Origin of the sequence: Caldimonas tepidiphila, assembly GCF_003569765.1 — a bacterium.
GTDB classification, from domain to species: Bacteria; Pseudomonadota; Gammaproteobacteria; order Burkholderiales; family Burkholderiaceae_C; genus Caldimonas; species Caldimonas tepidiphila.
In genome coordinates this window covers 1-20,200 of record NZ_QXMG01000070.1, presented here as the reverse complement: position 1 = coordinate 20,200, position 20,200 = coordinate 1, and the positions used below count along the sequence as shown (strand labels likewise).

The 20,200-nt window shown below is 72.2% G+C and carries 22 protein-coding genes; 17 read left to right on the top strand and 5 right to left on the bottom strand.

The features are described from left to right. Nucleotides 1-8: 8 nt before the first annotated feature. The 3 genes from D3A59_RS22095 to fliE all read right to left on the bottom strand — a co-directional run bounded on the left by D3A59_RS22095 (nt 9) and on the right by fliE (nt 2,680). On the bottom strand, nt 9-1,691 hold the full coding sequence (locus D3A59_RS22095) for a sensor domain-containing diguanylate cyclase (RefSeq protein WP_119157490.1): 1,683 nt from the start codon (nt 1,689-1,691) through the stop codon (nt 9-11). Between the two features lie 303 nt (nt 1,692-1,994). Continuing rightward, nucleotides 1,995-2,276 carry a DUF427 domain-containing protein gene (locus D3A59_RS22090; protein WP_119157489.1) on the bottom strand — a complete coding sequence of 94 codons (282 nt, stop codon included), beginning with the start codon at nt 2,274-2,276 and terminating at the stop codon, nt 1,995-1,997. A gap of 74 nt (nt 2,277-2,350) precedes the next feature. After that, the gene (gene fliE / locus D3A59_RS22085) at nt 2,351-2,680 is read right to left on the bottom strand and encodes a flagellar hook-basal body complex protein FliE (protein ID WP_119157488.1); all 330 of its coding nucleotides are present in this window, start codon (nt 2,678-2,680) and stop codon (nt 2,351-2,353) included. Nucleotides 2,681-3,005: 325 nt separating this feature from the next. Between fliE and fliF the strand changes: the two genes are divergently transcribed. From fliF to fliR, 13 genes are all read left to right on the top strand, one after another. Next, on the top strand, nt 3,006-4,727 hold the full coding sequence (gene fliF, locus D3A59_RS22080) for a flagellar basal-body MS-ring/collar protein FliF (protein WP_119157487.1): 1,722 nt from the start codon (nt 3,006-3,008) through the stop codon (nt 4,725-4,727). Between the two features lie 3 nt (nt 4,728-4,730). Then, entirely contained in the window at nt 4,731-5,726 is a 996-nt protein-coding gene (gene fliG / locus D3A59_RS22075; RefSeq protein WP_119157486.1) for a flagellar motor switch protein FliG, read from the top strand. Then, nucleotides 5,710-6,492: a FliH/SctL family protein gene (locus tag D3A59_RS22070; protein WP_119157485.1), complete on the top strand. Its 783-nt coding sequence runs from the start codon at nt 5,710-5,712 to the stop codon at nt 6,490-6,492. The genes fliG and D3A59_RS22070 overlap by 17 nt, the downstream gene beginning before the upstream one ends. Further along, complete coding sequence (gene fliI / locus D3A59_RS22065; protein WP_419187272.1) at nt 6,459-7,892, top strand: flagellar protein export ATPase FliI; 1,434 nt, start codon at nt 6,459-6,461, stop codon at nt 7,890-7,892. Before D3A59_RS22070 ends, fliI begins: the two co-directional genes overlap by 34 nt. Nucleotides 7,893-7,912: 20 nt before the next feature. After that, on the top strand, nt 7,913-8,386 hold the full coding sequence (gene fliJ / locus D3A59_RS22060) for a flagellar export protein FliJ (protein ID WP_119157483.1): 474 nt from the start codon (nt 7,913-7,915) through the stop codon (nt 8,384-8,386). 49 nt (nt 8,387-8,435) lie between these two features. After that, a complete protein-coding gene (locus D3A59_RS22055) occupies nt 8,436-9,707 on the top strand; it encodes a flagellar hook-length control protein FliK (protein WP_119157482.1) in 1,272 nt (423 codons plus the stop codon). A gap of 157 nt (nt 9,708-9,864) precedes the next feature. Then, the gene (locus D3A59_RS22050; RefSeq protein WP_119157481.1) at nt 9,865-10,434 is read left to right on the top strand and encodes a flagellar basal body-associated FliL family protein; all 570 of its coding nucleotides are present in this window, start codon (nt 9,865-9,867) and stop codon (nt 10,432-10,434) included. A 25-nt stretch (nt 10,435-10,459) separates the two neighbouring features. Next, the gene (gene fliM, locus D3A59_RS22045) at nt 10,460-11,461 is read left to right on the top strand and encodes a flagellar motor switch protein FliM (RefSeq protein ID WP_119157480.1); all 1,002 of its coding nucleotides are present in this window, start codon (nt 10,460-10,462) and stop codon (nt 11,459-11,461) included. Further along, nucleotides 11,454-11,918: a flagellar motor switch protein FliN gene (gene fliN / locus D3A59_RS22040; RefSeq protein ID WP_119157479.1), complete on the top strand. Its 465-nt coding sequence runs from the start codon at nt 11,454-11,456 to the stop codon at nt 11,916-11,918. Before fliM ends, fliN begins: the two co-directional genes overlap by 8 nt. 16 nt (nt 11,919-11,934) lie before the next feature. Beyond that, nucleotides 11,935-12,288, top strand: coding sequence for a FliO/MopB family protein (locus D3A59_RS22035; RefSeq protein WP_119157478.1), 354 nt, complete (start codon nt 11,935-11,937; stop codon nt 12,286-12,288). A gap of 8 nt (nt 12,289-12,296) precedes the next feature. Then, nucleotides 12,297-13,070, top strand: a complete 774-nt coding sequence (fliP, locus tag D3A59_RS22030; protein WP_119157477.1) for a flagellar type III secretion system pore protein FliP — start codon at nt 12,297-12,299, stop codon at nt 13,068-13,070. Nucleotides 13,071-13,086: 16 nt separating this feature from the next. Continuing rightward, nucleotides 13,087-13,356 carry a flagellar biosynthesis protein FliQ gene (gene fliQ, locus D3A59_RS22025; protein ID WP_119157476.1) on the top strand — a complete coding sequence of 90 codons (270 nt, stop codon included), beginning with the start codon at nt 13,087-13,089 and terminating at the stop codon, nt 13,354-13,356. Nucleotides 13,357-13,372: 16 nt separating this feature from the next. Beyond that, nucleotides 13,373-14,131 carry a flagellar biosynthetic protein FliR gene (gene fliR, locus D3A59_RS22020; RefSeq protein ID WP_119157475.1) on the top strand — a complete coding sequence of 253 codons (759 nt, stop codon included), beginning with the start codon at nt 13,373-13,375 and terminating at the stop codon, nt 14,129-14,131. A 7-nt stretch (nt 14,132-14,138) separates the two neighbouring features. Here the strand turns inward: fliR and D3A59_RS22015 are convergent, their stop codons facing one another. Next, on the bottom strand, nt 14,139-14,768 hold the full coding sequence (locus D3A59_RS22015) for a response regulator (protein ID WP_119157474.1): 630 nt from the start codon (nt 14,766-14,768) through the stop codon (nt 14,139-14,141). Continuing rightward, nucleotides 14,765-15,937, bottom strand: coding sequence for a hybrid sensor histidine kinase/response regulator (locus D3A59_RS22010; RefSeq protein ID WP_119157473.1), 1,173 nt, complete (start codon nt 15,935-15,937; stop codon nt 14,765-14,767). The genes D3A59_RS22015 and D3A59_RS22010 overlap by 4 nt, the downstream gene beginning before the upstream one ends. 206 nt (nt 15,938-16,143) lie before the next feature. On the opposite strand from D3A59_RS22010, the gene D3A59_RS22005 reads away from it, so the two are divergent. From D3A59_RS22005 to D3A59_RS21990, 4 genes are all read left to right on the top strand, one after another. Then, a complete protein-coding gene (locus D3A59_RS22005; RefSeq protein WP_119157472.1) occupies nt 16,144-16,608 on the top strand; it encodes a hypothetical protein in 465 nt (154 codons plus the stop codon). A 52-nt stretch (nt 16,609-16,660) separates the two neighbouring features. Continuing rightward, nucleotides 16,661-17,023, top strand: a complete 363-nt coding sequence (locus D3A59_RS22000; protein ID WP_119157471.1) for a response regulator — start codon at nt 16,661-16,663, stop codon at nt 17,021-17,023. Between the two features lie 45 nt (nt 17,024-17,068). Further along, a complete protein-coding gene (locus tag D3A59_RS21995) occupies nt 17,069-19,213 on the top strand; it encodes a chemotaxis protein CheW (RefSeq protein WP_119157470.1) in 2,145 nt (714 codons plus the stop codon). 55 nt (nt 19,214-19,268) lie between these two features. Beyond that, nucleotides 19,269-20,200: methyl-accepting chemotaxis protein (locus D3A59_RS21990; RefSeq protein WP_119157469.1), on the top strand; the 932-nt coding region annotated here is incomplete at its 3' end.

The following is a 20,200-nucleotide window of genomic DNA, read 5'->3' as shown; positions in this document are numbered from 1 at the left end:
GCGCCCGCTCAGGCCGGCGCGAGCGTGTCGCCGGCGTGCACGACCCGGTTGCGCCCCGCACGCTTGGCCGCGTAGAGCGCCTCGTCGGCGGCGCGCAGCAGCGCGTCGGCGTCCGCCGTGCCGTCCTCGAGCGAGGCCAGCCCGACGCTGACCGTCACCGCGGGCAGCTCCGGCAGGCGGGCCTGCGCCACCGCCTGCCGGATCTTCTCCGCCGCCGCCATGCCGCCGGCGGCGGCGGTCTCGGGCATCAGCACCAGGAACTCCTCTCCGCCGATGCGAGCGACGAGGTCGCTGGCGCGGCAGTGGCCCTCGATCAGCGCCGCCACCGCCACCAGCACCCGGTCGCCCACTGCGTGGCCGCGGCTGTCGTTGACCTGCTTGAAGTGATCCACGTCCACCAGGGCGATCGAGGCCGGCCGGCCGTGCCGGCGGAACAGCATCAGCGCCTGTGCCAGCGCCTCGTCGGCGACGCGCCGGTTGCCCAGCCCGGTGAGCGGGTCGCGGCGCGCCAGCCTCTCGAGCTCGGCGTTGGCACGCTCGAGCGCCTCGGTGCGCTGCCGCACGCGCTGCTCCAGCTCGCGGTTCGCCGCCTCGAGTTCCTGGCGCTGGGCCACGAGCGTGCACGTCATGGCCTGCAGCGCGCGGCCGAGGTGCTGCAGCTCGGTGCTGCGGGCATCGACCGGGATGCCCGTGTCGCGCTCGCCGGCCTCGATGCGCTGCGCCGCACGCGCGATGTCGCGCAGCGGCCGGCTGACATGAGCGGCAACCCACCAGCTGCCGGCCATAGTCAGCAGCACGGCCAGGCCGCCGGCCAGCAGCACGAGCAGGCGCGCATCGGCCGCCGCCTCGAGCGCGAGCGCTTCGGGCTGGCGCACCACCACGGTCCAGCCCAGCTCGTGGCGCGGGTCGCCGATCACCGGCGCCGCCGCGCTCAGGTAGCGCCGGCCGTCCCGCCATTCCCGCATCGCGGCACCCGTCTGCAGGCGCACGTTCGGCGGCACCCCGCCCAGGCCCTCCGGCCCGGAGGGATGGTGGATGACCTGCCCGCCGGCATCGACGACGAACACGAGCACGCCGCGCTCGCGGTGGCGCTGGCTGCTCAGCAGCGCGATCACGTCGCGCGCCCACTCCCAGGAACCGTGCACGGCCAGCACGCCGACGAGCCGCCCCCCGGCGTCGTGCAGCGGGGCGGCGAAATCGATGAAGCGCAGCGGCTCGCCTCCGGATGGCGCCGGCAGCAGCGAGGCCAGCAGCTGGGCCTTGTGCACGTCGCCGAGGAAGGGCCCGCTGCGCGCGGCCTGGAACCAGGGGCGGTGCGACACGTCCTCCCCCTCCAGCAGCCCGCCGGTGGCGGCTCGCACCCTGCCCTGCGCGTCGCTCACGCCGATCCAGGCGAAGTGGCTCCGCGTGCGCTGCATGCGCTCGAGCACCGGCCGCCACGCGCGCGGCTCGGTGCCGACGCGCCGCACCTCGGGCGAGGCCGCGAGCAACTCGACCTCGCGCATGCGCTCGTGCAGTCCCTCCGACATCATCGCGGCGATGCTGCGCGCCAGCGTCTGCAGCGCCTCGCCCTGGTCGCGCGCCGCACTGCGGCCGATCATGTCGGACAGCGCGATCGCCAGCGCCGCCACGATCGCCGCGGCGAGGAGGCCGAAACTGAGGGTGAGTCGAAAGCGGAAACTGCGGAACATCGGAAGGGGTGCGGCCCCGGCCAGGCCGGCGCGGCCGCGGGGGAAACAGGAGTCCCCGCAGTCTGAGCGCCGCCCGGGCGTCGGGAAGGCCGGAACAGCGGCTCGAAACGCCGACACTGTGTCCGAGTGCTTCCGTCGCTGCGCCAGGGCGCCGGGCTCAGGCTCCGGCCGGTGCCGCCCGCACGTGGGCAGGGTCCTGCCGTCCGTGCCCCAAGGCGAGCTCGTGATGCGCGTGCCGCGCTCCCCGCCGGCGGGTGGCAGCAAGGGAACCCTCCCCCGGCGGGAGGCCCCGCCCTGGGCGCCTCAGGGCTCGATCTTCACGCCCTTCCAGAACGCGACGCGGCCGCGGATCTCCTCGGCGGCCTCCTTCGGGTCGGGGTAGTACCAGGCCGCGTCGGGGTTGGCGTCGCCGTCGACGAACAGCGTGTAGTAGTGCGCCTCGCCCTTCCAACTGCACATCGTGCGGGTGTTGCTCGGCAGCAGGCAGTCGCGCCTGACCGCGTCGGCGGGGAAGTAGTGGTTGCCTTCGATCAGCACGGTGTCGTCGCTCTCGGCGACGACCTCGCCGTTCCAGATGGCTTTCATGTCGGGGGCTCCTTCGCGTGATGCAGGCCGCGGGCCGCGGCACGGAAACGGCGCAGCAAGCCGCCCGCCCGGTCTCAGACCTGCATGTGCATGATGTCGGAATAGGCCTGCACGAGCTTGTTGCGCGTGTGCAGCGTGGCCTGGAAGCCGATCTGCGCCTTCTGCATCGCCACCATCGTCTCCTCGAGACTGACGGCGGGGTTGCCCAGCTGGACCTGGCGCTGCATGTCAGCGACCTTGTGCTGCCTGTGGCTGACCGACTGCAGCGCCTGCGAGAGCGCCTGAGAGAAGCCGCCCTCCTGGGCGGCGCCGGGACGCGCGGCCTTGGCGGCCGGCTGCGGCAGCACGACGCCGCTGAGGGCGAGCGCCTGCTCGAAATTGAAGGGCTTGAGTCTCACTTCCATGGATTCGGGCGTGCGGGACGCAGAGCCGCGCGACGCAGGGCGATGCTAGGGCGTGCCGGCGCCGGGCGATGCGCGGATGTGGGGGCCGTTTGCCCTGCATCTCTTGACCCCGTGTCCCGCTGGCAGCCGCCCGCCGCCGGCGCGCAGCACCGGGACAAGGCCGGCGGCGCGCGCAATGCGCCGAAGTGGGGCCGGTTTGTAGTGTTCTTCCAGCCCTTGCCCGGGGCGTCGGCTCCGAATAATCGGGGGAAAGTGAAGCGACCCTGGCCGCGGCATGCCGCCGCGCCGCCCGGGCTCCATCCCCTCGCCCCCGAACCCCCATCCGATGGACAACTCCGTTGCCCTGCAAGCTTCCCCGCCGCCGCCGAGCGGGCTGATGAGCCGCCTCGCGGAGCTGCCGCCCAAGCGCCGGCTCGCGCTCGGCGGCGGCGTCGCCGCGCTCGTCGCGATCGCGCTGGTGCTGGCGATGTGGTCCTCCAAGCCCGACTACAAGGTGCTCTACGCCAACCTGTCGGACAAGGACGGCGGCGCGATCGTCGCGCAGCTGTCGCAGATGAACATCCCCTACCGCCACGCCGAGGGCGGCGGCGCGATCCTGGTGCCGGCCGACAAGGTGCACGACCTGCGCCTGAAGCTCGCCTCGCAGGGCCTGCCGCGCGGCTCCACCGTCGGCTTCGAGCTGATGGACAGCGCGCGCTTCGGCATCACGCAGTTCCAGGAGCGGCTGACCTTCCAGCGCGGGCTCGAGGGCGAGCTCATGCGCTCCATCCAGGGCCTTGCCGCGGTCGAGAGCGCTCGCGTGCACCTGGCGCTGCCGAACCAGAACGGCTTCTTCCGCGAGCAGCAGAAGCCCTCGGCCTCGGTGCTGCTGCAGCTGCACCCGGGCCGCACGCTCGACCGCGCGCAGATCGCCGGCATCGTGCACCTGGTGTCGTCGAGCGTGCCGGAGATGTCGCCCAAGGCGGTGAGCATCCTCGACCAGAGCGGCGCGCTGCTGACCGAGTCGCCCGACGCCGCACGCGGCCAGTCGCTCGACGCGCAGCAACTGCAGTACGTGAACCAGCTCGAGGCGATCTACACGCGCCGCATCGTCGACCTGCTCGAGCCGGTGCTCGGCCGCGAGAACCTGCGTGCCCAGGTCACCGCGGAGGTGGACTTCTCGCAGACCGAGTCGACCTCGGAGCAGTTCCGCCCCAACCAGGGCGAGAACCCGGCCACGGTGCGCAGCCAGCAGACGCTGGAGTCGAGCCAGAACGGCCCGCAGCTGCCCACCGGCGTGCCCGGCGCGGCCACCAACCAGCCGCCGCAGCCGGCAGAGGCGCCGGTCAACGGCGCCGCGCAGCCGCTGCAGGCCGCGCCCGGCAATGCGCCCGGCACGGTCGCCGGGCCGCTGCGGCGCGAGGCGGTGACGAACTACGAGGTGGACAAGACGGTGCGCGTGACGCGCGCGGCCACCGGCACCGTCAAGCGCCTCAATGCCGCGGTGGTGGTGAACCACCGCAACGTGGTCGACCCGAAGGGCAAGGCGGCGCCGGTGGAGCTGTCGCCCGAGGAGATCGAGAAGCTCACCGCGCTGGTGCGCGAGACGATCGGCTTCAACGCCGAGCGCGGCGACTCGGTGCGGGTGATCAGCGCGCCGTTCACCGTGCCGGCGGAGACGCCGGAGCTGCCGCTGTGGCAGCAGCCGCAGATGCTGGAGCTGCTGCGCGACGCGGCAGTGCCGCTGCTGCTGACGCTGATGGCGCTGGCGATCGTGTTCGGCGTGGTGCGCCCGGCGATCAAGGCCGCCGCGCCGCAGCCCGAGGTGCCGCCGCCCGGCAGCCAGCTCGACGCGCTGGTGGACGACAAGGAGCTGCTGCCGGCCTTCGACGCCGACGGCAATCCGATCACCGCGCTCGTCGACGGCACCCCGACGCTGCCGGCGCTCGGCGCGCCGGTGGCCGACAAGCAAAAGCTCGACAACGTGCGCAGCTTCGCCAAGGACAACCCCGTGGCGGTGGCCAACATCGTGCGCGGCTGGGTCAACAAGGACAAGGAATCGGTGTAAGCCATGGACGAGGAAGGCCTGCAGGACGCTGCGATCCTGTTGATGTCGCTCGGCGAGGAGGAAGCCGCCGAGGTGTTCAAGCACCTGCAGCCCAAGGAGGTGCAGCGCATCGGCGAGACCATCGCACGCATGAAGGTGATCCCGCGCGATCGCATCGACCGCGTGCTCGACCGCTTCGCGGTGGACGCCAACGAGCAGAGCATGCTCGTCGGCGACACCGACGACTACGTGAAATCGGTGCTGCGCCGCGCGCTCGGCGAGGACAAGGCCAACCTGCTGATCGACCGCATCCTGCAGGGCAGCGACGTCACCGGCATCGAGAGCCTGAAGTGGATGGACGAGAGCTCGGTGGCGGAGTTGCTGCGCAACGAGCACCCGCAGATCATCGCGGCGATCCTCGTGCACCTGGAGTACGACCAGGCCGCCGGCGTGCTCAAGCACCTCCACGAGCGCCTGCGCAACGACGTGACGCTGCGCATCGCCACGCTCGACGGCATCCAGCCCACCGCGCTCAAGGACCTCAACGAGGTGCTGTCCAAGGTGCTCGCCGGCGGCGACCGGCTGCGCAAGTCCACGCTCGGCGGCGTCAAGACCGCCGCGGAGATCATCAACATGCTCGGCTCGAGCATCGAGGGCTCGGTGCTCGGCTTCGTGCGCGACCACGACTCGGACCTGGCGCAGAAGATCATGGACAACATGTTCACCTTCGACCACCTGGTCAGCGTCGACGACCGCGGCATCCAGATGCTGCTGCGCGAGGTGCAGAGCGAGTCGCTCATCATCGCGCTCAAGGGCACGACGCCCGAGGTGCGCGAGAAGGTCTTCAAGAACATGTCGAGCCGCGCCAGCGAGACGCTGCGCGAGGACCTCGATGCGCGCGGCCCGGTGCGTGTCTCCGAGGTGGAGACCGAGCAGAAGGAGATCCTGAAGATCGCGCGGCGCCTGGCCGAGGAAGGCCAGCTCGTGATCGGCGGAGACGGCGATGACAGCTTCGTCTGATCCCCGCGCGCGGCCGCTGTCCGCGCTCTACAGCCGCTTCATCCCGCGCGAGGAGCTCGGCACCGTCGCGGCCTGGCGGCCGCGCGACCTGTCGGGCGCCGACACGGCCGCGGCTGACGTGCAGCGCGCGGCCGAGGCCGCCGCGCCCGTCGAGCCGCCCGCGCCCCCCGAGCCGCCGCCTCCCCCGCCACCGCCCCCGGCCGAGCCGCAGATCACGCCCGAGCAGCTCGAGCAGCAGGTGCAGGAGTCGCAGCGCCGCGGCTACGAAGAGGGCTACCGCGACGGCCTCGCCGCGCTCGAGAGCTTCAAGAAGAGCTACGCGGCCCAGGCGGGCGCGCAGGTCGGCCAGGTGGCTGCGGCCTTCCAGGCGCGCCTGGCGGAGGTGGAACACCGCCTGGCTAGGGCGCTCGCGGGCGTCGCCACCGACATCGCGCGCCAGGTGGTGCGCGGCGAGCTCGCGACGCGGCCGGAGCTGATCGAGGCGGTGGCGCAGGAGGCGCTCGCCACGCTCGCGCGCACCGCGCGCCAGGTGCGCGTGCGCGTGCACCCGGACGACCACGCGCTGCTCGTCGAGCGCGCCGGGCTCGACCTCGCGGCGCACGAGGCGCGGCTCACGGCCGACGCCTCGGTGTCGCTCGGCGGCTGCATCGTCGAGTGCGACATCGGCCTGGTCGACGCGTCGATCGAGACGCGCTGGCGCCGCGCGGCAGCGGCGCTGGGCGGCGGGGGCGAATGGCAGGCCGACACTGTCGGGAGCCGGGACTGATGCAGCCGCCGAGCTTCGCGAACTGGCAGCAGTACCTGCAGGACCTGCGCGACTTCGCCGCCGTGCCGCAGCCCCTGCAGGTCGAGGGCCGGCTGGTGCGGGTGACGGGACTGGTGCTGGAGGCGGCGGGCGTGCGCGTGCCGGTCGGCTCGGTCTGCGAGGTGCGCATGGACGGCCAGGCGCCGCTGACGGCCGAGGTGGTGGGCTTTTCCGGCGACCGTGCCTTCCTGATGCCCACCGGCGAGGTGCACGGACTCGCCAGCGGCGCACGCGTGGTCCCGGTGAGCTGCCCGCAGCCGCTGCCGCGCCTGGGCGAGACCCACCACCCCTGGCGGCGCAGCGAGGACCGCACGCAGCACCTGCCGATCGGCCAGGGGCTGCTCGGCCGCGTGGTCGACTCGCTCGGCCGGCCGATGGACCGCAAGGGGCCGCTCGAGCGGGTGCAGGGCGAGCCGCTGATGCGACGCCCGATCAACGCGATGGAGCGCGCCCCGGTGCGCGAGCCGCTGGACACCGGCGTGCGCGCGATCAACGCGCTGCTCACCGTCGGCCGCGGCCAGCGCCTGGGGCTGTTCGCGGGCTCGGGCGTGGGCAAGTCGGTGCTGCTCGGCATGATGGCGCGCTACACCGCCGCCGACGTGATCGTCGTCGGCCTGATCGGCGAGCGCGGCCGCGAGGTCAAGGAGTTCATCGAGGACATCCTCGGCGAGGAGGGCCTGGCGCGCTCGGTGGTGGTGGCCGCGCCCGCCGATGCCTCGCCGCTGCTGCGCATGCAGGGCGCAAGCTACGCCACCGCGGTGGCCGAGCATTTCCGCGACCGCGGGCAGCACGTGCTGCTGCTGATGGACTCGCTCACCCGCTACGCGATGGCGCAGCGCGAGATCGCGCTGGCGATCGGCGAGCCGCCGGCGACCAAGGGCTATCCGCCGAGCTGCTTCGCCAAGCTGCCGCAGCTCGTCGAGAGGAGCGGCAACGGCCTCGGCGGCGTCGGCTCGATCACCGCCTTCTACACCGTGCTCAGCGAGGGCGACGACCAGCAGGACCCGATCGCCGACGCCGCGCGCGCCATCCTCGACGGCCACATCGTGCTGTCGCGCGAGCTGGCCGAGTCCGGGCACTACCCGGCGATCGACATCGAGCGCTCGGCCTCGCGCGTGATGCACAACGTCACCACCCCACAGCACCAGGACGCGGCGCGGCACTTCCGCCAGCTGCTGGCGCGCTACAACCGCGGCCGCGACCTGATCTCGCTCGGCGCCTACGTGCCGGGCCAGGACCCGGAACTCGACGCCGCGGTGCGCGCCCATCCCGCGATGCGCGCGCTGCTGCAGCAGGACATGCGCGACCGCATGCCGCTGGAGATGAGCGTCGCGCAGATGCGCGCGGCGTTGCAGGCCTGAAGCCCGATGAAGGAGAAGCAATGAATCCCCCGCAAGCGCTGCATCTGGTGCTGGAGCAGGCGCAGCGCGCCCGCGACGCGGCCCAGGCCGCCAGCGAGCGTGCCGACCAGGCGCTGCAGGCCGCCGAGCGCCAGGCCGCGCAGCTCGGCCAGTACCGCGGCGAGTACCAGCAGCGCTGGAGCACGCGCTTTCGCACCGAGGGCGGCACGTCCGGGGTGTTGAACTGCTACCAGGGCTTCATGCAGCGCATCGAGGAGGCGATCGGTCACCAGCAGCAGATGCTCGCGCATGCCGCGCGCCAGCAGGCCCGCGCGCGCGCCGAGCTGCTGCAGTGCGAGACCCGCGTCGCCTCGGTGCAGCGCCTGATCGAGCGCCGGCGCAGCGAGGCCCTGGCCTCTGCGCGCCGCCACGAGCAGAAGACCACCGACGAGCAGGCGGCGCGCAGCGCGGCACGCGGGCGCCTGTCCGACATGCAGCCCTCGCCGGCGCTCTGAGCGCCGCACCCCGCCCGGCACGACCCGCACCGAACCCACCCCCGCCGCCATGAACACCGCCCCCTCCGCCTCGCAGTCCCTGTCCGGCCTCGCGCCCGTGCCCCCCGCTGCGGCTGCCGCACCGAAGAACGCCGGCGGCGACAGCTTCTCGCGGCTGCTGCAGCAGGCGAGCCGCCGCCCGCCCGAGGCGCAGCCGCGCGCGCAGGCCCCTGCCGCCCCGGCGCCCCCGCCCTCCCCGGGCAGCAAGGCCACGGCGGCCGGCCCGGCCGCCGCGACCGCGCAGGGCGCGGCGCAGGAGGCGCAGCCGCAAGATGCCGCCGAGGAGGACGCGGCGCTGCCTTCCGGTCCGGACCTGCCCCCCGGCCTGCTGCAGGGCCTGCTGCCGGGCTTGCCGGGCGAGGCGCATGGAGACACTGCGGCGCCCGGCCTCGCGCCGGGCGTGGCCGAGCTGCTGTCACGCGGCCAGCCCTCCGCGGCGGAGGCCGCGCCGCGCCTCGGGCCGGACGCGGCGCTCGCGCCGCCGCGCGAGATCGGCTCCACGGACATCCATGCCTCCCGGGACGCGGGACGGGATGCCGATCGCCTCGCGGCCCTGCTGCCGCAGTACCGTGCGCCGGACGCGGGAGCGGCGCAGGCCGACCCGGCCGCCGACGCCCGCGTCGTTCCGGGCCTCGACGCCGGTGTCCTTGCGGCCGGCGCCCCTGCCCCCGCCAGGGATGCGTCCCTCGACCCGCGCGGCCTCGAGGCGGCGACCCAGGCGGCGAGCGCCGGCGGCCCCTCCACGACGATTGCCGGCTCGGCGCTGCCCGGCCTGCAGCCGCTGTCGCAGACCGCCGCGCCCCCCCAGGCCACGGCCGTCGCCGCCTCGCAGACCGCCGCTCCGGTCGAGGCCCGCATCGACACCCCGCCCGACTCGCCCGCCTTCGGCGCGGCGCTCGCCTCCCGCGTCAGCTACCTGGTGCGCGAGGGCGTGCAGCAGGCGCGGCTGCAGCTGAACCCGGCCGAGCTCGGCCCGGTGAACGTGCAGATCACGCTGCAGGGCACGCAGGCCCAGGTCGACTTCGCTGCCGCCTCGGCCGCCACGCGCGCCGCGCTCGAAGGCAGCCTGGCGCAGCTCGCCTCGGCGCTGCAGGCCGGCGGCCTGACGCTCGCGGGCGGCAGCGTGTCGCAGCACCCCTCCCAGCAGGGCGAGGGCCGGGCGGGCGGCGGACGCGGCGACGGCGACGCGGACCGCCAGGACGGATCCGGCGCGCCCGCCGAAGACCCGGGCGCGGCAGCCCCGGTGCGCACCCGCTCCGGCGGGCTCGATCTCTACGCCTGACGCGGCGCGGCGGCTGCCGCGCCCCGTGCGCCGCCACCCGGATTGCGCGGCTTTTCCGCCGCTGTTCGCGCAATCGCGGGGCAGCGGCGCTTCCAATAATCCCCCCAGTCATCGATAGGTCCGCCGCATCGCGCGGGCCCGCATCCAAGGAGCCCACATGTCCGCAGCCGCGGCCCCTCAGGCAGCCCCCTCCAAGGGCTCCAAGAAGCTGATCATCATTGGCGCCGTCGTCGCGCTGCTCGTCGCGATCGGCGTCGGCGCCTTCATGCTGCTCGCGCCGTCCGCGGACCCCGAAGAAGCCGAGGCGACGGGCGCCGCGGCGCCGCGCAGCAGCAAGTCGGGCCCGCCGGTGTTCCTGCCGCTCGACTCCTTCACGGTCAACCTCGCCGACCGCAACGCCGAGCGCTACGCGCAGGTGGGCATCACGCTGCAACTCGACGACGAGAAGATCGCCGAGCAGCTCAAGGCCTACATGCCCGCGATCCGCAACAACGTGCTGATGATCCTGTCGCACAAGACCGCCGAGGATCTGCTCAGCCGCGAAGGCAAGGCGAAGCTCGCCGCCGAGATCGCGCGCGAGTCGGTGCGGCCGATGGGCATCGAGATCGACCCGGAGGACGAGGCCGAGGCCGCCGACGACGAGGCGCCGCGCAAGAAGAAGCGTCGCCGTGCCGCGCCCCACAACCCGGTGCAGCAGGTGCATTTCTCGAACTTCATCGTGCAGTGAGCGCACGCGCCGCAGGCAACCGCACATGAGCCAGCATATCCTCTCGCAAGACGAAGTCGATGCGCTGTTGCAGGGCATCACCGGCGAAAGCCAGAAGCTCGAGCGGCACGAGAGCCCCAAGGAAGGCATCCGCAGCTACGACCTGGCCAGCCAGGAGCGCATCGTGCGTGGGCGCATGCCCACGATGGAGATCATCAACGAGCGCTTCTCGCGCAACGTGCGCATCGGGCTGTTCAACCTGACGCGCCGCACGCCCGAGGTCTCGGTCGGCGCCACCAAGGTGCAGAAGTACAGCGCCTTCCTGCGCGAGATCGTCGTGCCGACGAACTTCAACATCATGTCGGTGCGGCCGCTGCGCGGCTCGGGACTGGTGGTGTGCGACCCGACGCTGGTGTTCGCGGTGATCGACGCGCTCTTCGGCGGCAACGGCAAGTTCCACACGCGCATCGAGGGACGCGACTTCTCGCCGACCGAGCTGCGCATCATCCAGCGCCTGGTGGAGGTGATCCAGACCGAGTACCGCAAGGCCTGGCAGGGCATCTACCCGCTCGAGCTGGAGTACCAGCGCTCGGAGATGCAGCCCCAGTTCGCCAACATCGCCACGCCCAGCGAGATCGTCGTGGCGACCTCGTTCACGCTCGAGATCGGCGACGCCTCCGGCACGATCCACTTCTGCATCCCCTACGCGACGCTCGAGCCGATCCGCGACGTGCTCTATTCCACGCTGCAGGGCGACGCCTCGGGCAGCGACCGCCGCTGGGTCAAGCTGCTGACGCGCGAGATCCAGGCCGCCGAGGTGGACCTCGTGGCCGAGCTCGCCCACGCGCCGGCCACCGTCGAGCAGCTGCTGTCGCTGAAGGCCGGCGACTTCATCGAGCTCGACCTGCAGCCGCGCATCGAAGCCAAAGTCGATGGCGTGCCGGTGTTCGGCTGCCACTACGGCACGTCCAACGGCCGCTACGCCATCAAGATCGACGAAATGTTGACCAGCCAGGATCAGGGCTGGTTGGGAGACCCCCATGTCTGACACGCCCGCCTCCGAACTCTCGCAAAACGAACAGGACGCGATGGCCGCCGAGTGGGAGGCCGCGCTCGCGCAGCAGGCCGCCACCCCGCTCGCGACATCCGAGCCCGACCCCTTCGACGCGCCGCCCGCCCCGCGCGCGATGCCCGCGCCTTTCGCCAACTTCGCCCCCACCCCGGAGGGCGGCGCCGGCAACGACCTCAACATGGTGCTCGACATCCCGGTGCAGCTCACCGTGGAGCTCGGGCGCACGCGCATCCCGATCAAGCACATCCTGCAGCTCGCGCAGGGCTCGGTGATCGAGCTCGACGCGCAAGCCGGCGAGCCGATGGACGTGCTGGTCAACGGCTACCTGATCGCGCAGGGCGAGGTGGTGGTGGTCAACGACAAGTTCGGCATCCGCCTCACCGACATCGTCACGCCGTCCGAGCGCATGCGCCGGCTCAGCCGCGGCGGCTGAAGAGGGGTCCCGCACGATGTCCGGCTCCTCCGTCGCGCTGTCGCTGCTGTGGTTCGCGCTAATCGTCGCGGCGATCCCGGTGGTGCTGTGGCTGCTCAAGCGCACGCCGCTCGCGATGGGCGGCGCCGCGCAGACCGCGCGCGTGGTCTCGAGCACCGCGCTCGGCACGCAGCAGCGCCTCGTCACCGTCGAGGTCGGCCAGGGCGAGGATCGCCGCTGGCTCGTGCTCGGCGTCTCTCCGGGCAGCATCACGACGCTGCACACCCTGCCGCCGCAGCCGCTGCCCGAGGCCTGTGCGCCGACGGCGCCGGCCGCCTTCGCCGCCCTCCTGCAGAAAGTTTCGCGCCGCGACCCGCCGTCCGGCGCCTGAGGTTCCCGATGTCCGCATTCCCGAGGCACCGCGCCGCCGTCCTGGGCGCGGGGCTGGCGCTGCTCGCGCTCGCCGCGCCCGGCACCGTCTGGGCGCAGCCCGCCGGCACCGGCGGCCTGCCGCTGATGGTCGCGCAGGGCGCCGGCGGCACCAGCTACTCGGTGCCGATCCAGACGCTGCTGTTCTTCACCGCCCTGAGCTTCCTGCCGGCGGTGCTGCTCCTGATGACCGGCTTCACCCGCATCGTGATCGTGCTGTCGCTGCTGCGCCAGGCGCTCGGCACGCAGGCCGCGCCGCCGAACCAGGTCATCATCGGCCTGTCGCTGTTCCTGACGCTGTTCGTGATGGGCCCGACCATCGACCGCGTGCACGAGCAGGCCTGGAAGCCCTACGCGGCGCAGCAGATCCCCTTCGAGGAGGCGCTCAGGCGCGGCGAGGAGCCGATGCGCGCCTTCATGCTCAAGCAGACGCGCGAGAGCGACTTCGCGCTGTTCGCCCGGCTCGCCAAGCTCGAGCCGGAGGTCGGCGCGCGCGAGGCGCCGCTGCGCGTGCTGGTGCCGGCCTTCGTCACGAGCGAGCTCAAGAGCGCCTTCCAGATCGGCTTCCTGATCTTCATCCCCTTCCTCGTCATCGACATGATCGTCGCGAGCGTGCTGATGAGCCTGGGGATGATGATGCTGTCGCCGGTGCTGGTGGCGCTGCCCTTCAAGCTGATGCTGTTCGTGCTCGCGGACGGCTGGAACCTGCTGCTCGGCTCGCTCGCGGCGAGCTTCGCGGTCTGACGAGGAGGAATAGACGATGGATGCCCAACAGGTGCTGACCTTCGGCCAACAGGGCCTCTACCTGCTGCTGACGGTGGCCGCCCCGGTGCTGCTGACGGTGCTGTGCGTGGGCCTGCTAGTCAGCGTCTTCCAGGCCGCCACGCAGATCAACGAGGCGACGCTGTCCTTCGTGCCGAAGATCATCGCGGCGGTGGCGGTGCTGGCGGTGACGGGGCCGTGGATGCTGACGATGCTGGTGGAGTACCTGCAGCGCATGATCACGGCGATCCCGGGCGTGGTGGGCTGAGCACCGGACGGCGGCGATGCTGACCTTCTCCGAGGCGCAGCTGCTGGGCTGGATCTCGCCGATCCTGTGGCCCTTCGTGCGCACGCTGGCGCTGTTCTCGGTGATGCCGGTGTTCTCCAACCGCACGGTGCCGGTGCGCGTGCGCATCGGGCTGGCCTTCTTCATCGCGCTGGCGGCGCAGGCGGCGCTGCCGCCGGCGCCGGTGGTCCCGCTCGACTCGGCCGCGGCTTTCCTGGTGCTGCTGCAGCAGCTGCTGATCGGTCTGTCGATCGGCTTCGCGGTGCGCATCGTGTTCGCCGCGGTGGAGTTCGCGGGCGAGCTGGTCGGGCTGCAGATGGGCCTGAACTTCGCGTCCTTCTTCGACCCCACCACCGGCGGCCAGGCCACCGCGGTGGCGCGCTTGTTCGGCACGATGACGACGCTGCTGTTCCTCGTGCTCAACGGCCACCTGGTCGTGATCGCGGCGCTGGTGCAGAGCTTCCAGGCCTTCCCCGTCTCGCCCGAGCCGCTGGCGCTGCTGCGCGAGCTGCAGCCGCACCGCTGGGGCGCCGAGATCTTCCGCACCGGGCTGTGGATCGCGCTGCCGACCGTCGCGATGCTGGTGTTCGTCAACCTCGTGCTCGGCGTGATCTCGCGCGTCGCGCAGCAGATGAACATCTTCGCGATCGGCTTCCCCATCACGCTCTCGGTGGGGCTGATCGGCATGGCGGTGACGCTGCCGATGCTGGAGGCGCCGTTCACCGCGGTGCTCGAGCGCATGCTCGGCCTCTTCTGAGGCTCGTTCAGACCAGGCCGTTGCGGATCGCGTAGACGGTGAGCTCGGAGTTGTTCGACAGCCCCAGCTTCTCGAGCACGCGGGCGCGGTAGACGCTGACGGTCTTGGGGCTGAGCGTGAGCTCCTCGGCGATGTCCGACAGCCGCTTGCCCGAGGCGATCATCACCAGCGTCTGCAGCTCGCGGTCCGACAGCCGCTCGTGCGCCGCCTCGGTCGCCGGCGCGGTCAGGCTCTCGACCAGCATCTGCGCCATGTCGGGCGTGACGTACTTGCGGCCCTGCGCCACCATGCGTACCGCGGCGACGATCTGCTCCGGGTCGCCCCCCTTGTTGACGTAGCCGTACGCGCCGGCCTTGAGCGCGCGGATCGCGTACTGATCCTCCGGGTACATCGACAGCACCAGCACGCGCACCGCCGAGCCCTCCTCCTTGAGCGTGTTGAGCACGTCCAGGCCGCTGCGGCCAGGCAGGTTGATGTCGAGCACCAGCACGTCGCAGGGCTGGGTGCGCAACAGCGTGCGCAGCTCGCCGTAGTCGCCGGCCTCGCCGATCACCTCGATGTCCGGCGCGTCCGAGAGCATGTCGCGGATCCCGCGGCGGATCAGCGCGTGGTCGTCACACAGAACCACCTTGATCATAGGCTTCCCCAAAGGGTCGGATCGTCGCGCCCCGCTGCGGCGGGCGGGGGCAGGGCATCGCCCTGCGCCGCCGGCCTGGAAGCGGCGATTCCGGTGTCGTTGAATTCCCCGACCGGCTCGAGCGGGATCGACAGGATCAGCGTGGTGCCGCCCGCCCCCCCGCTCAGCTCGATCCAACCGCCCACCGTGCCGGCGCGCTCCTGCAGCCCGCGGATGCCGAAGGAGCCGGCCTTGCCCAGCGCGCCCGGCGCCAGGCCGCGGCCGTTGTCGCTCACCTCGAGCGACAGCACGCCGGCTGCCAGCGCGAGGTCCATGTGCACGCGCGTGGCGCGCGCGTGCTTGGAAATGTTGGTCAGCGCCTCCTGCGCGGTCCGGTAGGCCACCAGCGGCACCCCCGGCGGCAGTTGCAGCTGCTCGTGGCTGCTGCGGAAGGCGGTGGCGATGCCGGTGCGCCGCTCGAAGCGCTCGGCCATCCACTGCAGCGCCGCGACCAGCCCCTGCTCCAGGATCGCCGGCCGCAGGTTGTGCATGATGCGCTGGCTCGCCTCGATCGCATGGCCTAGCGTCTCGACCGAGGCGGCCACGCGCTGCTGCACCGCGGCGTCGCGGACATGGCGCGCGATCCACGCCAGGTCGAAGCGCAGCGCGGTCAGCGCGCCCCCGACCTCGTCGTGGATCTCGCGCGCGATCGCGCTGCGCTCCATCTCGACGCTAGTCTGCAGGTGCTGCGCGAGCTCGTGCAGGCGCTGCGTCGACTGCGCCAGCGCCGCGCCAGCGCGGGCCTGCGCCGAGATCGCCTGCAGCACCGCGGGTGCGAGGCGCTCGAGCCGGCTCTTGGGCAGGCAGTCGCTCGCGCCCCGGTGCATCGCCCGCACCGCCGCGTCCTCGCCTGCCTCCCCGAAGACCAGCACGAAGGGCAGCAGGCTGCCGCGCGCGCGCAGCATCTCGAGCGCCTCCAGGCCCGACGTGCCGGCGAGCGCCGCGTCGGAGAGCACCACGTCCCAGCCGCCCTCGTCGAGCGCCGCCGCGAACCCTTCCGCCGAGACCACCCGGCGGGCCCGCACGTCGAGCCCCGCGCGTCGCAACTGCAGGACCACGCGCTCGTGGTCGGCCTCGGAGTCTTCCTGGTGCAGCACGCGCAGACTGCGGCGCGGTGCGGTTTCGGTCATGAATGGGGGGTCCGGTTCGGCGATCGGCGACAAATGGATGAAAAAAACCCGTTAATACGCCTCAAGTCCGGCGGGGGGGGTGTCGAAAATTCTAGCAACCCGCCCCGATTCCCGGCCTGTGCCGAGGTCGGCGCATGCCCACGGCCGACGCTCCGCCGCGTTCCGGCGCAGGCCGCGGGCCCTTGCTCACCCGACGCGGAGCCCCGATGCTGCCCCCTTCCCCTCCGGCGGACGCACCCGCCAGCCCGATTCCCCTGCAGTGGGCCGCCGGCCTGCAGGACGACCTGCTGATCGCCACGCATGACCTTGAAAGGCTGCAGGCATTGCTCGCGCATGCCGGCGAGCAGCTGATGCAGCAGTTCTCGACCGCCGTCTCGCACCTGCAGGCCCTGACGGCCGCCGCCGAGGGCGGGCAGCGCATCGGGACCGCCGAGGTCGCGCCGGTGATGCGCGACCTCGGCGGCGCCGTGACCTCGCTGCAGTTCCAGGACATGGCCTCGCAGCTGATCGGGCACACCCAGGCGCGGCTGCGCCACTGTGCCGACCGGCTGGCGCGCGACGCGATGGGCGAGGACGACGAGGACGGCGGCGCGCTCGTGGCGAGCGCGCCGGAGCGGCCCAACCCGGTGACGCAGTCCGAGATGGACGCGGGCTCCGTGGAGCTGTTCTAAAGAAAGCGCATGACCCGGCCGATAAGGCCCAGACCTGTCCGGAGAACGAGCAATGCATTCAATCCTCGCGGTGGACGACTCGGCGTCGATGCGCCAGATGGTGTCCTTCACGCTCAAGAGCGCCGGCTACGACGTCGTCGAGGCCGTGGACGGCCTCGACGCCTTCGAGAAGGCGGACGGCCGCCATTTCGACCTGGTGCTGACCGACCAGAACATGCCGCGCCTCGACGGCATCGGGCTGACGCGCAAGCTGCGCGAGCGCGCGCAGTTCAAGACCACGCCGATCCTGATCCTCACCACCGAGTCGAGCGACCAGATGAAGCAGGCCGGGCGCGCCGCGGGCGCCACCGGCTGGCTGGTCAAGCCCTTCGACCCGAACAAGCTGATCGAAGTGATCCGCAAGGTCATCCGCTGACCGCGCCCCCCGCACAACGCCAAGAACGACCCACAGGAGTCCCGCATGAGTGACATGACCTCCGAAGGCACCCACCTCGACGCCGGCTTCGACCTCAGCCAGTTCTACCAGGTGTTCTTCGAGGAGGCCGGCGAGAACCTCGACCGGATGGAGCAGCAGCTGCTCGACCTCGACATCGAGGCCGCCGACGACGAGGAGCTCAACGCGATCTTCCGCTGCGCCCACTCGATCAAGGGCGGCGCGGCGACCTTCGGCTTCGCCGACGTCGCCGAGCTGACGCACCAGATGGAGACGCTGCTCGACAAGCTGCGTCGCCATGAACTCCAGCCGACCGCGCCGATGGTCGACGTGCTGCTCGCCTCGGGCGACGCGCTGCGCGCGCAACTCGCGCGCCACCAGGGCGCCGGCGGCGACGAGGTCGACACCCGCGCGCTGCTCGCCGACATCCGCGCCATGGTCGCGGGCGAGCAGCCGGCGGCGCCGCTCCCGGAACCGGTGGCGATGCCGGCGCCGCTGCCCGAGCCCGTCGCGGTCGTGGCGAGCATGACGGAGCCCGCCCCGGCGCCGCAGGCCCCGGCTGCCGCCCCCGCGGCCTCCGGGCAGCGCGAGCTCGAGCTCACCGTCGGCCCGCTGGCCGACCCGAAGCAGGCCGACAACCTGCTGGAGCTGTTCGCGGAGATCCCCGACCTCGGCCGCATCGAGCCGGTGGACGGCGGCCAGGCGGCGGGCGGGCTGCGGCGCTTCCGCGTCCGCACCGCCAGCAACGAGTCCGAGCTGCTGGACCTGTTCACTTTCCACGTGTCGCGCGAGCAGGTGCGCTTCGCGCCCTGGCCCGCCGGGCAGGCCCCCGCCTCGGCCGCGCCGGCGCCCGCTGCCGACCCCGGCTACGGCTTCTTCGACGACGCCCCAGGCGCGCCGCGGCCGCAGGCCGAGCCGGCGGCGGCGAGCCCCGCCGAGGCCCCGGGCGCCGCCGCGGCGGCCCCGCGCGCCGCGCGCGGCGAGGCCAAGGGCCAGGCCGCCCATCTCGAGGCCAGCAGCATCCGCGTGGCGGTCGAGAAGGTCGACCAGCTCATCAACCTCGTGGGCGAGCTCGTCATCACGCAGGCGATGCTGGCGCAGAACAGCCGCGGGCTCGACCCGGTGGTGCACCAGCAGCTGATGTCGGGCCTCACGGACCTCGACCGCAACACGCGCGACCTGCAGGAAGCGGTGATGTCGATTCGCATGATCCCGATGTCCACCGTGTTCAGCCGCTTCCCGCGCATGCTGCGCGACCTCACCGCCAAGCTCGGCAAGAAGGTCGAGCTCGTCACGCAGGGCGAGGCCACCGAGCTCGACAAGGGCCTGGTCGAGAAGATCACCGATCCGCTCACGCACCTGGTGCGCAACTCCCTGGACCACGGCATCGAGCTGCCGCAGGACCGCCTCGCCAAGGGCAAGGCCGAGGCCGGCACGATCACGCTGGCGGCCTCGCACCAGGGCGGCTCGATCGTCATCGAGGTGCGCGACGACGGCCGCGGGCTGTCGCGCCCGAAGCTGCTGGCCAAGGCGCGCGAGCGCGGCCTGTCCGCGCCCGACTCGCTCAGCGATGCCGAGGTCTGGGGCCTGATCTTCGAGCCGGGCTTCTCGACCGCGGAGATCGTCACCGACGTCTCCGGCCGCGGCGTCGGCATGGACGTGGTGAAGAAGAACATCAGCGCGCTCGGCGGCACGGTCGAGATCGACTCGGCCGAGGGCTACGGCATGCGCGTCGCGGTGCGGCTGCCGCTGACGCTGGCGATCATGGACGGCATGAGCGTGGGCGTGGGCGACGAGGTCTACATCCTGCCGCTGTCCTCGGTGGTCGAGAGCTTCCAGGTGCAGCCCGACATGGTCAAGACCATCGGCAGCACCGGCCGCGTCGTCGAGGTGCGCCAGGAGTACATGCCGGTGCTCGACCTCGAGCGCGTGTTCGAGGTGCCGCGTTTCGACTGGGAGCGCACGAGCTCGATCATGGTCGTCGTCGAGGCCGAGGGCGGTCGCGTCGCGCTGATGGTCGACGAGCTGCTCGGCCAGCAGCAGGTCGTCGTCAAGAACCTCGAGGCCAACTACCGCAAGGTGCCCGACGTGTCGGGCGCCACGATCATGGGCGACGGCCGCGTCGCGCTGATCCTCGACGTCGGCAGCCTGGTGCGCCGCTCGCGGCACTGAGCCTCGCCCCCGCCCGCTCGCCTGCGGGCCGCGCAGAACAACCCAGGAGACACACTTGAACTGGAACAACGTGTCGATCGGCCGCAAGCTCGGCCTTGCATTCGGCGCCCTGCTGCTGCTGATGGCCGCCACCGTCGCGATCGGGTTCATGCAGATGAACCGGCTGATCGCAGACGGGGAGGAGGTCGCGACTGATTACCTGCCGAGCATCGAGACGGCAGGAAGGATCAACACGGCGCTTGGCTCGCTGCGCCAACTCAGCCTACGGCATGTTCAGACCGAAACAGCACCTGGCAAGTCCGCGGTTGAGACGAAGATGCATGCGGCAGGTGAGCGGCTCGGCGAGTTGTTCGCGCAGTACGAGAAGCTGATTTCTTCGGAAGCGGAACGCGAGACGTTCGACAGGCTGCGCCAGGAGTACGCCAACTACCTCGCCCTGCAGAAAAACCTGTTCGAACTCTCGAACGCCGCCGCAGATGGGTCGGGCGAGGTGGCGCGCGCCTACTCGCTCGCCGACCCGCTCAACGCCTTCGAGCGGACCGCCGCACTCGCCCAGGAGCTGGTGGACATCAACTCGAAGCTGGCGGCCCAGCAGAGCGCGCAGGCCCGTTCGGACGCGAAGCAGGCCAGGATGGTGCTGGTGTCCGCGCTGGCGCTGGCCATCGTCGCCGGCATCGCGCTCGCAGTGGCGATCACCCGCAGTATCGTGCGCCCGGCAGAGGAGACGCTACGCGCGGTCGAGCGGATCGCCGGCGGCGACCTGACCGTGAAGCTCGACACCGGCCGCGGCGACGAGATGGGCCAGATCCAGCAGGCGCTCGACCGCATGACCGCCTCGCTGCAGAAGCTCGTCGTCGATGCCCGCAGCGCCACCGACAGCATCTCGACCGCCTCGTCGCAGATCGCCAGCGGCAGCCAGGACCTCTCAAGCCGCACCGAGCAGGCCGCCTCGAGCCTGCAGCAGACCGCCAGCTCCATGGAGCAGCT